General features: G+C 54.1%; 10 protein-coding genes. 4 read left to right on the forward strand and 6 right to left on the reverse strand.

Annotated features, from left to right (window positions below; all coding sequences use genetic code 11):
• Positions 1-24 precede the first annotated feature (24 nt).
• Positions 25-1,689, forward strand: a complete 1,665-nt coding sequence (locus tag AC07U6_RS11900; RefSeq protein WP_494762156.1) for a DUF2813 domain-containing protein — start codon at positions 25-27, stop codon at positions 1,687-1,689.
• A gap of 137 nt (positions 1,690-1,826) precedes the next feature.
• Here the strand turns inward: AC07U6_RS11900 and cspD are convergent, their stop codons facing one another.
• Positions 1,827-2,054: a cold shock-like protein CspD gene (gene cspD / locus AC07U6_RS11905; RefSeq protein WP_494762157.1), complete on the reverse strand. Its 228-nt coding sequence runs from the start codon at positions 2,052-2,054 to the stop codon at positions 1,827-1,829.
• 322 nt (positions 2,055-2,376) lie between these two features.
• Between cspD and clpS the strand changes: the two genes are divergently transcribed.
• The gene (clpS, locus tag AC07U6_RS11910; protein ID WP_494762158.1) at positions 2,377-2,697 is read left to right on the forward strand and encodes an ATP-dependent Clp protease adapter ClpS; all 321 of its coding nucleotides are present in this window, start codon (positions 2,377-2,379) and stop codon (positions 2,695-2,697) included.
• 28 nt (positions 2,698-2,725) lie between these two features.
• The gene (gene clpA, locus AC07U6_RS11915) at positions 2,726-5,002 is read left to right on the forward strand and encodes an ATP-dependent Clp protease ATP-binding subunit ClpA (RefSeq protein WP_494762159.1); all 2,277 of its coding nucleotides are present in this window, start codon (positions 2,726-2,728) and stop codon (positions 5,000-5,002) included.
• A 96-nt stretch (positions 5,003-5,098) separates the two neighbouring features.
• On the opposite strand, the gene infA is transcribed toward clpA, so the two are convergent.
• The 5 genes from infA to trxB all read right to left on the reverse strand — a co-directional run bounded on the left by infA (position 5,099) and on the right by trxB (position 11,016).
• Positions 5,099-5,317 (reverse strand): translation initiation factor IF-1, encoded by a 219-nt coding sequence (infA, locus tag AC07U6_RS11920; protein ID WP_002211347.1) that lies wholly within the window; start codon positions 5,315-5,317, stop codon positions 5,099-5,101.
• A gap of 360 nt (positions 5,318-5,677) precedes the next feature.
• Positions 5,678-6,370 carry a leucyl/phenylalanyl-tRNA--protein transferase gene (gene aat, locus AC07U6_RS11925; protein WP_494762160.1) on the reverse strand — a complete coding sequence of 231 codons (693 nt, stop codon included), beginning with the start codon at positions 6,368-6,370 and terminating at the stop codon, positions 5,678-5,680.
• A gap of 32 nt (positions 6,371-6,402) precedes the next feature.
• Entirely contained in the window at positions 6,403-8,133 is a 1,731-nt protein-coding gene (cydC, locus tag AC07U6_RS11930) for a heme ABC transporter ATP-binding protein/permease CydC (RefSeq protein ID WP_494762161.1), read from the reverse strand.
• The gene (gene cydD, locus AC07U6_RS11935) at positions 8,130-9,899 is read right to left on the reverse strand and encodes a heme ABC transporter permease/ATP-binding protein CydD (RefSeq protein ID WP_494762162.1); all 1,770 of its coding nucleotides are present in this window, start codon (positions 9,897-9,899) and stop codon (positions 8,130-8,132) included. The genes cydC and cydD overlap by 4 nt, the downstream gene beginning before the upstream one ends.
• A gap of 148 nt (positions 9,900-10,047) precedes the next feature.
• Positions 10,048-11,016: a thioredoxin-disulfide reductase gene (gene trxB / locus AC07U6_RS11940; protein ID WP_494762163.1), complete on the reverse strand. Its 969-nt coding sequence runs from the start codon at positions 11,014-11,016 to the stop codon at positions 10,048-10,050.
• Between the two features lie 523 nt (positions 11,017-11,539).
• Between trxB and lrp the strand changes: the two genes are divergently transcribed.
• Positions 11,540-12,034, forward strand: a complete 495-nt coding sequence (gene lrp, locus AC07U6_RS11945; protein ID WP_006118610.1) for a leucine-responsive transcriptional regulator Lrp — start codon at positions 11,540-11,542, stop codon at positions 12,032-12,034.
• Positions 12,035-12,147 lie beyond the last annotated feature (113 nt).

A 12,147-nucleotide genomic window follows, 5' to 3' on the forward strand; every position in this document is an offset into this window, starting at 1 on the left:
TAAAACGGACGAGTTGGGGCAGATATGATTCTGGAACAAATTGATGTCATGGGCTTTCGCGGCCTGAGTCGCCTGGTGCTACCGTTGGAACAGCACAATGTACTGATCGGCGAAAATGCCTGGGGCAAGTCCAGCCTGCTGGACGTGCTGTCGCTGTTGTTAGCGCCACAGCAGGAACTGTATCAGTTTACCCCGCATGATTTCTATTTTCCGCCGGGTGAGCAACAAAGCCGTGAGCAACGTCTGTGTGCAATTTTTACCTGGCGTGAGGAGCAGGGCGATGTGCTGTCCGATCGCTATCAGCGTTTTTCATCTTTGTGGCGTAAAGGAGATGATCGTCTTCAGCGGATCAGATTACGCTTTGAAGGACGTTTACAGGCCGACGCTCGTGTGACGACTCGCCGTCAGTTTACCGACAGCGAAGGGCTGCCGCTGCTGGAAGGCAGTGCCTGCAATGAGCGGGTGAAATTGCTGATACAGCTGCATCCGGTGCTGCGGTTGCGGGATGCGCGTTTTAGCCGACGTCTGCCGCGTGAAGCGATTGCCGAGGCAGGAGAGCGGCAGTTTGGTGAGCTGGTCAGCCAGATAAGCGATCTGACGCGCGACGTGGTTTCCCGACCGCAAAATCTTACTGACAGCGCGCTACAGCAGGGGCTGGGCACGCTGCAACAGCTGCTGGAGCACTATTTCTCCTGGCAGCAGTCCGTGGATGATGTTCCGCAAAAGCGGGCGCCTCATCATCATCGTGCTTCCCGACTTGGCTGGCGGCATCTGGCCGAAATCAATCAGCTGATTGTGGCCGCCGACAGCCGCAGCCGGCGGCTGATCCTGCTACAGATGTTTGCACAGCTGGTGCAGGTTCGCGGTGTTCAGCAGCTTGCACCGCAGGCACGACCGCTGCTGCTGCTGGAAGATCCCGAAACGCGGCTGCATCCAATTATGCTGGCGGTGGCGCAGGAGCTGCTGGCGGTGCTGCCGCTACAGCAGATTGCCACTACCAACTCCGGTGAGCTGCTGGCGCAGGTGTCGGTTGAACATATCTGCCGCCTGGTGCGCGACAGCGGACGGGTTGCCGCCTGGCGGCTGGGTGAGAGTGGGCTGAGCAGTGAAGACGCGCGGCGTATCGCTTTTCATATCCGTCTTAACCGCCCCTCAGCGCTGTTTGCCCGCTGCTGGCTGCTGGTGGAGGGGGAAACGGAAGTCTGGGTAATGAATGAGCTGGCGCGTCAGTGCCATTATCATTTTGCCGCAGAAGGAATCAAGGTGATCGAGTTCGCGCAGTCGGGGCTGAAGCCGCTGCTAAAGTTTGCTCGCCGCATGGGCATTGAGTGGCATGTGTTGACCGATGGCGATGAGGCCGGAAAAAAATATGCCGCCACGGCGCGCAGTCAGATCCCTCCAGGAGAACTTGAAGAGAACTATCTGACACAATTACCCGCACTGGATATGGAGCATTTCCTGTACAGGCAGGGATTCTCGGCGGTATATCATCGTGTAGCGCGTTTGCCTGAGGGCGTGCCGATGAACCTGCGACGGGTGATCGCTAAAGCCATTTCCCACTCGTCAAAACCTGACCTGGCGATTGCGGTGGCGGAAGAGGCTGCTGTTCGCGGCACGGAGGCGATTCCATCATTGTTGCGTAAAATGTTTGCCCGCGTGCAGTGGCTGGCAAGAGGGAAGGCGGACTGAAGGAAAACGGACGCAGTGGCGGGTTGAAAAACGGCGACTCAACCCAATATAGATAGCGTTGTGCAGTTATTGCATAAAAATGCCAGCATCGCTGGCTGGCATTTTGTCGCAGGGTTGTACAGAATGAGTCAGAAAGGTCAGGCGCTTACCGCGATTGCCGTTTCTACAGGGACGATCAGGCTGGCATGATTGCCTTTTGGCCCCTGATGCACATCAAACTGGACTTGTTGCCCGGCTTTCAGCGTTCTGTATCCATCCATCTGAATCGTGGAGTAGTGCGCGAAGATATCGTCGCCACCCCCTACCGGGCAGATGAAACCGAATCCTTTGGCATTATTAAACCATTTAACAGTACCCGTCTCCATGCTTCTACATCCCTCGCAAGACATTCAAAATTGGTGGGGAAACATCCGGCAATTCGCCCGATGGCTGTTTAAAACACATTCAGCCTGTTTGAGTACTGTAGAGAATTAGCAGGGCCGGTCAAGCAAACGAGCGGTGCACTCAGGGACAAAATCATCAAAATTTGAGGTAGTTAACGCTATTGCAAATTTTGTGATGAAGGTCGCGAATGTTACCTTTTATTCACAATATCAACGATGTTGCACAACATTTTGGTCATGTAAAACATAACCTGAATGATGTTAATCTGGCAGAAGTAAGTAATGTTGATCACACTGGATATGTATGGGAAAGACTAACGACTGGCTTAATTTTGAACAGCTTGCGGATGACAAAGTTCGCGAGGAGCTTAAGCCACCCTCCATGTATAAGGTCATTCTGCACAATGATGACTATACGCCTATGGAATTTGTTATTGACGTGCTGCAAAAGTTCTTTTCTTATGATGTTGAACGTGCAACGCAACTGATGCTTACGGTGCATTACCATGGGAAGGCGATCTGCGGCGTATTTACCGCCGAAGTTGCAGAAACCAAAGTGGCACACGTGAACAAGTATGCCAGGGAAAACGAGCATCCGTTGCTATGTACGCTGGAAAAAGCCTGAATAAGGCGATCTATTGTGGGAGGTGCCTATGCTCAATCAAGAACTGGAACTCAGTTTAAACATGGCTTTCGCCAGAGCGCGCGAGCACCGACATGAGTTTATGACCGTCGAGCATTTGTTACTGGCATTGCTCAGTAACCCGTCGGCCAGAGAGGCACTGGAAGCCTGCAGTGTCGATATCTTGGCGCTCCGTCAGGAGCTTGAGGCGTTTATCGAACAAACCACCCCGGTTCTGCCGGTCAGCGAAGAAGAGCGTGATACACAACCTACGCTCAGCTTCCAGCGCGTACTGCAGCGCGCAGTATTTCATGTCCAGTCATCAGGCCGTAGCGAAGTGGCTGGCGCAAACGTATTGGTCGCTATTTTTAGCGAGCAGGAGTCGCAGGCAGCTTATCTGCTGCGCAAACATGAAGTCAGCCGCCTTGATGTGGTGAACTTTATTTCTCACGGCACGCGTAAAGATGAGCCAGGTCCGTCATCAAGCGCAGAAAATCCGGTTAACGAAGAGCAAGCAGGCGGGGAGGAACGTATGGAAAACTTCACCACCAACCTTAACCAGCTTGCCCGTGTCGGGGGTATCGATCCCCTGATCGGCCGCGATAAAGAGCTGGAGCGTGCCATCCAGGTACTGTGCCGTCGCCGGAAAAATAACCCGCTGCTGGTGGGTGAGTCCGGCGTAGGTAAAACCGCGATTGCCGAAGGTCTGGCATGGCGTATCGTGCAGGGTGATGTGCCGGAAGTAATGAAAGAGTGCACCATCTATTCGCTGGATATCGGTTCGCTGCTGGCGGGTACCAAATACCGTGGCGACTTCGAGAAACGTTTTAAAGCCTTGCTGAAGCAGCTTGAGCAGGACACCAGCAGCATTCTGTTTATCGATGAGATCCACACCATCATCGGTGCAGGTGCGGCCTCCGGTGGCCAGGTTGATGCGGCTAATCTGATCAAACCGCTGCTTTCCAGCGGCAAGATCCGGGTGATGGGCTCAACCACCTATCAGGAATTCAGCAATATCTTTGAGAAGGATCGTGCGCTGGCGCGTCGCTTCCAGAAAATTGATATCACTGAACCGACGGTTGAAGAGACGGTGCAGATCCTGAACGGGCTGAAGCCGAAGTATGAAGCGCACCACGATGTTCGCTATACGGCGAAAGCCGTGCGTGCAGCTGTGGAGCTGGCGGTGAAATACATCAACGATCGTCATCTGCCTGATAAGGCGATAGACGTCATTGATGAAGCCGGTGCACGTGCACGTCTGATGCCGGTAAGCAAACGTAAGAAAACCGTTAACGTGGCGGATATCGAAAGCGTTGTGGCGCGCATTGCGCGCATTCCTGAAAAAAGCGTTTCTGCCAGCGATCGCGATACGTTGAAAACGCTCGGCGATCGCCTGAAGATGCTGGTGTTTGGTCAGGATAACGCTATTGAAGCGCTGACCGAGGCAATCAAGATGAGCCGCGCTGGTCTGGGCCAGGATCGCAAACCGGTGGGTTCATTCCTGTTTGCCGGACCGACAGGGGTTGGTAAGACTGAAGTCACGGTACAGTTGGCGCGTGCGCTGGGTATCGAACTGTTGCGCTTTGATATGTCCGAGTATATGGAACGTCATACCGTCAGCCGCCTGATTGGCGCGCCTCCGGGCTATGTTGGTTTCGATCAGGGCGGTCTGCTGACGGATGCGGTGATTAAGCATCCGCACGCTGTAGTGCTGCTGGATGAAATTGAGAAGGCCCACCCGGACGTCTTTAACCTGCTGCTGCAGGTGATGGATAACGGTATGCTGACCGATAACAACGGCCGTAAGGCGGACTTCCGTAATGTCGTACTGGTAATGACTACCAACGCCGGTGTGCGGGAAACCGAACGTAAATCGATCGGCCTGATCCAGCAGGATAACAGCACCGATGCGATGGAAGAGATCAAAAAGATCTTTACGCCGGAGTTCCGTAACCGTCTCGATAACATTATCTGGTTCAAACACCTGGATCGCGTGGTGATCCATCAGGTTGTCGATAAGTTTATCGTTGAGCTGCAGGCCCAGCTGGACCCGAAAGGCGTATCGCTGGAAGTCAGTGATGATGCAAGGGAATGGCTGGCGGATAAAGGCTATGACAAAGCGATGGGTGCCCGTCCGATGGCCCGTGCCGTTCAGGAGAACCTGAAAAAACCGCTGGCGAATGAATTGCTGTTCGGCTCGCTGGTTGATGGCGGTTCGGTATCCGTTGGGCTGGACAAAGAGAAGAATCAGCTGACCTATCACTTCCTCAGCGCTGAGAAGCGTAAAGCGGAAGGGACCGTACACTAAGGGTTCAGCAGATAAAATAAAGGCCGGATAATTATCCGGCCTTTTTAATGGTTACTGCCAGGCAGAATTCTGCGGGCAGAAACGGAATGGGGCTAATCAGCGACTACGGAAGACAATGCGGCCTTTGCTCAGGTCGTACGGGGTCAGCTCTACAGTGACTTTGTCACCCGTCAGGATGCGGATATAGTTTTTGCGCATTTTACCGGAGATATGAGCGGTAACCACGTGACCGTTTTCCAATTCAACGCGGAACATGGTGTTAGGTAACGTATCAAGTACGGTACCCTGCATTTCAATATTGTCTTCTTTGGCCATCGAATCCTCTAGGTGGACTACCTTAGTTTTGAACCGGCAAGATAATGCCGAATTTCACGTATTAAGTAAAGAATTGCAGATGATTTCATCACCCACATCAACTCCTCTCATGCCATTTAAGCACAGAAAAGTTACGAATAAGTCGTATTGAATAGCGTCTGCGTGGGGGAACAGTGGGCTAAGAATCTGTTTAAATCTGCTTTATCGCACGATGAGAAACAGTTCTGACAGGTGCGTTGAGATTCCCAGCCTGGGATTCCACATCACCATCTTGTACCGGTGAAAAGCGGACGATATACTAAACGCCGGGGATTATATCACTTTTATTCGTCGGGTGCTGGAAAACATCAGCGTTAGCCTCTAAAAAAGGCGTTTTGGTCGCCAGCAGTCGGGTAAAAGTACCTGCCTGGCGTAATTTTCCACGTGTTGCAAATAGCTGGCGCGGGATATTTCCCTGGCACCCAGCGAGGCGGTATGAGGATTAAGTATCTGGCAGTCAATTAATTGCCCACCCTGTTGCTGAAACCAGTGGCTGAATACCAGCAGAGCAGTTTTAGACGCGTTCTCGCTGCGGCTGAACATCGATTCACCACAAAAAATCTGCCCCAGCGCCAGACCGTACATACCACCGACCAGCACCTCTCCGCACCAGACTTCAATCGAGTGTGCATAGCCCTGCGAATATAATAATTGCCAGGCCTGCCTGACCTCCGGGGTAATCCAGGTGCCTTCATCACGATCGGTTGCGCAACCTGCTACAACGTCGGAAAAACGCTGATTTAGCGTCACGGAGTAGGGGGATTTTTGATGAAAACGCTTCATGCTGCGGCTGAGGTGAAATTCCTCTGGCGGCAGTACAGCGCGGGGATCGGGTGACCACCAAAGAATCGGATCGCCCGGGGAAAACCAGGGGAAAATACCGTGATGGTAGGCATTTAGCAGGCGGGCAGAGCTGAGATCGCCCCCCATTGCTAACAGTCCGTTAGGTTCCCGCAGCGCCATTTCTGGCGGCGGGAAGTTTAACGAATCGCGTGATAGCTGGATCAAACGCATCGGGGGTGTCCGCAGGTTTCCTGAGCTAAAGACTATAGCGCAAAGCGTTGTAAAAATGTCCAGTAGCGGCCACGATCCGCCACTAATTTCTGATGATCGCCCTGTTCGATGATCCTGCCGTTATCCATCACGCAGATCCGATCAAAGTTTGCCAGGCCACGCAGGCGATGCGTTACCATGATCATGGTTTTACCCTTCGACACTTTACGTAGCAGTGACAGTATTTGCTGCTCGGTTTCGGCATCCAGTCCCTCAGTCGGTTCATCCAGCAGCAGCAGGTCACCGTTGTGCAGCAGCGCCCGGGCAAGACCAAGACGCCGCAGTTCACCGCCCGACAGCTGGCGACCGCCTTCACCCAGCCATGCATTCAGCCCCTGTTCATTATCCAGTAGTTTATCCAGCCCGACCTGATGCAGAGCGGTGCAGAGTTCTTCATCGGCGGCACCCGGTGCAGCTAGCAGCAGGTTATCGCGCAGCGTGCTGGTAAACAGGTGAACGCGCTGAGTCACCACGCTGGTGCGGCTCCGCAAGTCGGCTTCACTCCAGCTATTGAGTGGAGTACCATTCAGCACAATCTCACCCTGTTGCGGGTCCCATGCGCGGGTTAACAGCTGCAGCAGCGTGGATTTGCCACAGCCTGTTCGGCCCAGCAGCGCGATGTGCTCACCGGATGCAATATCCAGAGAAACGCTGTTCAGCGCCAGCGGATCGCTGCTGGCATAGCGGAAACTGACATCACGTAGCGTGAGCGCTGCGCCGCCAGCGTTCTGCGGTGAAGTTGTCGTAAAGGTCACCGCCGGTTTTTGCTCGATGATTTGCGTTACCCGCTGCGCTGAGGCGATAACATGTCCCAGATGCTGGAAGGCAGTACCCACCGGACCCAGTGCCTCAAAAGCGGCCAGTGCGCAGAATACAAACAGTGCAATATAGGCGCCGGGATGAAGATCGCCACCAATGCCTGCGGCACTCAGCCAGAGCATCAGAGTGACGGCGATGCCTCCCATCAGCATCACCAGCGCCTGAGACAGTCCGGTCAGGCTGGCCTGGCGAAGTTGCACATTCAGCCACTGCTGTTCCGTATCGTCCAGCGCGTTGCGGAACTGAGCGGCAGCACCGTACAGTCTCAGCTCGGCCTGCCCCTGTAACCATCGTGTGAGGCCGCTGCGATATTGCCCGCGTAAACGGGTGAGATCTTGCCCAACCGGCAATCCGGCACGATAAAATACCGGAGGAAGCAGCAAAAGGGTTAACAGCATCAGCGCAGCGAGTGTCAGCGCCAGGCCGACGTCCAGCCAGCTCAGACCAACCGTCACTACGGCAATCACCACCAGCGCACCCACCAGCGGAGAGATCACCCGCAGATAAAGATGGTCCAGGGTATCGACATCGGCAACCAGGCGGTTGAGCAACTCACCCTGACGGAAGCGGGCAATACCGGCAGGAGAGAGCGGCAGCAGCTTGCTGAAGGTAAACACCCGTAAATGTTGCAGAACGCGGAAGGTGCCATCGTGGCTGACCAGGCGTTCGACGTAGCGAGCAACGGTACGGCTGATGGCGGCACCCCGCACGCCTGCCGCCGGCAGCATGTAGTTAAAGCTGTAGATACCCGCCACGCCTGCCAGCGAGGTTGCCGCAAGGAACCAGCCCGACAGCGTCAGTAAGCCGATACTGGCTAACAGCGTGACTGCAGCCAGCAGCATGCCAAACAACAGCCGCCAGATGTGGCGACGATAAAGTTTCAGAAAGGGCAGCAGAGTTTTCATTCCAACGATCCTCCTCGCTGTGCCAGTAGTTCAGCAAACGGTCCCTGGGTACCTGCCAGCGTTGCCCAGTCTCCCTGTTGCACAATAGTACCGTTGCGCATCAGCCAGATTTCGTCCCACTGCGCCAGGCGGTCCAGCTGGTGGGTGATCAGCAGGGTGCTCTGGTCATGAGAAGCTTGCAACAGCGCATGATTCACATGCTGCTCGCTTTGCGCATCCAGGCTGGCATCGGGTTCATCCAGCAGCATAAGGCGGCAGGGTTTCATCAGCGCACGTGCAACGGCAACGCGCTGCGCCTGTCCTACGGAGAGGCGTGCGGCCTGATCGCCCGCCTCACTGTCCAGACCCGCAGGCAGCCGAGGGAGAAATTCATTAACACCGGCCAGTTCAATAACCTGCTGCAGGCGCGTTTCGTCCTGACTGCCGTTGAGCTGAATATTTTCGCGCAATGTATTCGCCGGAAGATGCGGGTTTTGGCCAACCCAGGCCAGCTGCGCCTGCCAGTGGTCCTGATCGATATCGCGCAGCTCCGTATCGTTCACCAACAGCGAACCCGTATACGGCAGATAACCGAGCAGGGCATTCATCAGCGAGGTTTTACCCGCTCCGCTTTGCCCCACAACCGCGATTCGCTGCCCCGGCTGCATTTCAAAGCTTAACGGGCCCGCCAGTACCGTACCATCGGTCGTGGTTATGGTCATATCGCGCGCAACCAGGCTGAAGCCGGCGCTGAGGTCTGGTTTCAGTTCCCCACGCTTAATGGCGGCATCCTCACTCTCTTCCAGGAAGGTTTGCAGGGCGTCAGCGCCTCCCACAGCCTGCGCTTTGGCATGATAGAAAGCGCCCAGATCGCGCAGCGGTTGGTAAAATTCCGGGGCCAGAATCAGCACCAGGAAACCTGCAAACAGCGTCACGGGACCGCTGTAGTGGCCGAAATCGAACACGCCGAGGTAGGAGAAACCGAAATAGACGGCGATCAGCGCGATAGAAATGGAAGCAAAGAATTCCAGCACTGCCGAGGAAAGAAAGGCCATGCGCAGGACTTCCATGGTGCGCTGGCGGAATTGCTCGGAGGCATCGCTGATCGTTTCGGTTTCGGCTGCGGCGCGATTAAACAAGCGCAGCGTTTCCAGACCGCGCAGGCGATCGAGGAACTGACCGCTAAGGCGGCCCAGTGCGAGGAAATTACGACGGTTCGCATCCGCCGCGCCCATCCCGACCATCGCCATAAACAACGGAATGAGCGGAGCTGTCGCCAGCAGAATTAGCGACGCTGCCCAGTTCACCGGAAACAGCAGGATTAGCACCATGCAGGGGATCACGCCGGCCAGCATCATCTGTGGCAGATAGCGCGCGTAGTAATCCTGCATCTCTTCAATCTGTTCCAGCATCAGAGTGGCCCAGCTTCCGGCAGGTTTACCCTGAATCCACGCCGGACCCAGCTCGGTTAATCGGTCCAGTACACGCTTGCGCAGTGCCAGACGGATCGCCTGTCCGGCTTTAAAACCCGCCTTTTCCCGCAGCCATGTCAACAGTGCGCGTGCGGCGAAACAGGCCAGTAACAGGATAAATTCAACTCGCTGCGTATCGCGAGGGAGGTGATCGATAATCAGCGCCTGCAGCAGCGAGGCGAGGAACCACGCCTGAGCCAGTATAAGCAGCGCGCTCAGCGTACCGAGCAGGGATGAGAGCCGCAGCCAGCGATGGCCGTGAACGCTCTGACTTTTCAGCCAGCGGGTGAGTTGTTGTTGTCGTGTTTTATTCATGTTTTGCCGAGTTGCCCTGACGTAAACAGTAGTGAGGCGGAAGCCCCCAGGAAGATTGTTGTCAAGCGCGGCAATGTTACAATGCGGAGGGTAAAAAGGCGACAATTGCTCGTCGCCTTAAGCAAGATAAGCTCAGAGTTTTAACAACTTACTGATTATTTTTAACCAAACCGTCCAGGTAACGCTCTGCATCAAGCGCAGCCATACAGCCGGTGCCCGCAGAAGTAATCGCCTGACGATAAATATGGTCCATCACATCACCCGCAGCGAATACGCCGGGAATGCTGGTTTGCGTGGCGTTACCGTGGATACCGGACTGTACTTTGATATAGCCGTTTTCCAGCTCCAACTGACCGTTGAAAATACCGGTATTCGGGCTGTGGCCGATAGCCACAAACAGGCCAGCCACTTCCAGTGTTTCGGTCCGGGTCTCGTCATGCGTTGAACGCAGGCGCAGAGAGCTGACACCCATTTGATCGCCGAGCACTTCATCCAGCGTGCGGTCGGTGTGCAGCACGATGTTGCCGTTCTTCACTTTTTCCATCAGCCGGTCAATCAGGATCTTCTCTGCGCGGAAGCTGTCACGGCGGTGGATCAGATGCACCTCAGCGGCGATGTTTGCCAGGTAAAGCGCTTCTTCAACGGCAGTATTACCGCCACCGATAACGGCGACTTTCTGATTACGATAGAAAAAGCCGTCGCAGGTTGCACAGGCAGAAACGCCACGGCCCTTAAACTCATCTTCAGAAGGCAGGCCCAGATAACGCGCGGAGGCACCGGTAGCGATAATCAGCGCATCAGCGGTGTATTCGCCTTCATCACCGGTAAGACGGAACGGGCGATTTTGCAGATCTACGCTGTGGATATGGTCAAAAATAATCTCGGTGTTAAATTTTACCGCATGTTCATGCATGCGTTCCATCAGCAGCGGGCCGGTCAGCTCGTTAGCATCTCCCGGCCAGTTTTCAACATCGGTCGTGGTAGTGAGCTGACCGCCTTTTTCCAGACCGGTAATCAGCACCGGATTCAGGTTGGCCCTGGCCGCATAAACGGCGGCAGTGTAGCCAGCCGGACCCGAACCAAGAATCAGTAACTTACTGTGTTTAGCCGTACCCATGAGATCCTCATTAATTAACTGACGAGCATGATTGCGGATTGTAGGGAATTTAGCGGGGCAAAAAAAGCATTCTGCGATTTTGTTAACGATTAATGAAAAAGGCTAAACCAATCAGCGCCATTTGAAGAATGGAATCTGGGTGAACATTCATCAGTTGTTATCTTGTCATGGCACAAAGGGAAAAAATTGTCATTGAAAAACAGAGAGCCAGCCTCTTATTTGGAATGTTGTACTGATTTTGATTGTTTTACTTTGACAATAGGCTGCTGTTTTGCGAAAACATTATTGGAAGCGGAGAATATTTAAGAGAGCGCAGCGGCGTTTTTGTCTGTTTTGCGTTCATCGTCAAATAAACTCAGTCTGTCATTTGGAATGACGCATGGTGTGGACAGACAACATGCGTCATGCAGATGAGGCGTGCAATATCGCAGCAGGCTCTATGTCTCCACTTAGAACGACTCTGTAAACGACTCAGCGTGCAGGGTAGGCAGGTAAAGGGAAGGATTTAAGAGAGACAATAATAATGGTAGACAATAAAAAACGACCGGGTAAAGACCTTGACAGAATCGACCGCAACATCCTGAATGAATTACAGAAGGATGGGCGTATTTCTAACGTTGAACTATCCAAACGCGTGGGGCTTTCCCCGACGCCATGTCTGGAGCGTGTCCGTCGCCTGGAACGCCAGGGCTTCATTCTTGGCTATACTGCGCAGCTGAATCCACACTATCTCGACGCTTCACTGCTGGTTTTCGTTGAGATTACTCTGAATCGTGGTGCGCCAGACGTGTTTGAACAATTTAACGCCGCCGTGCAAAAACTTGAGGAAACTCAAGAGTGTCACCTCGTTTCCGGTGATTTCGACTATCTGTTGAAAACGCGCGTACCGGACATGTCCGCCTACCGTAAATTACTCGGCGAAACGCTGCTGCGCCTGCCGGGAGTGAATGATACGCGTACCTATGTGGTCATGGAAGAAGTGAAACAAAGTAACCGCTTAGTGATTAAGACCCGGTAACACAGGACAGGTGCAAAACCTGGTATGTTTCGATACACTCCTGTGAATTCATACAGGTTCAGCGTCGGGTTAACCCCGACGCTGTTGCCTTCATAGTTTACAGGCACCTGGAG

The organism is Erwinia sp. GW821-FHT03D09 (assembly GCF_059420805.1).

What these genes read in the sequence shown, in the direction of transcription:
- AC07U6_RS11900 (WP_494762156.1), top strand. Translation starts at nt 25, where the DNA reads ATGATTCTGGAACAAATTGATGTCATGGGCTTTCGCGGCCTGAGTCGC.
- cspD (WP_494762157.1), bottom strand. Translation starts at nt 2,054, where the DNA reads ATGGAGACGGGTACTGTTAAATGGTTTAATAATGCCAAAGGATTCGGT.
- clpS (WP_494762158.1), top strand. Translation starts at nt 2,377, where the DNA reads ATGGGAAAGACTAACGACTGGCTTAATTTTGAACAGCTTGCGGATGAC.
- clpA (WP_494762159.1), top strand. Translation starts at nt 2,726, where the DNA reads ATGCTCAATCAAGAACTGGAACTCAGTTTAAACATGGCTTTCGCCAGA.
- infA (WP_002211347.1), bottom strand. Translation starts at nt 5,317, where the DNA reads ATGGCCAAAGAAGACAATATTGAAATGCAGGGTACCGTACTTGATACG.
- aat (WP_494762160.1), bottom strand. Translation starts at nt 6,370, where the DNA reads ATGCGTTTGATCCAGCTATCACGCGATTCGTTAAACTTCCCGCCGCCA.
- cydC (WP_494762161.1), bottom strand. Translation starts at nt 8,133, where the DNA reads ATGAAAACTCTGCTGCCCTTTCTGAAACTTTATCGTCGCCACATCTGG.
- cydD (WP_494762162.1), bottom strand. Translation starts at nt 9,899, where the DNA reads ATGAATAAAACACGACAACAACAACTCACCCGCTGGCTGAAAAGTCAG.
- trxB (WP_494762163.1), bottom strand. Translation starts at nt 11,016, where the DNA reads ATGGGTACGGCTAAACACAGTAAGTTACTGATTCTTGGTTCGGGTCCG.
- lrp (WP_006118610.1), top strand. Translation starts at nt 11,540, where the DNA reads ATGGTAGACAATAAAAAACGACCGGGTAAAGACCTTGACAGAATCGAC.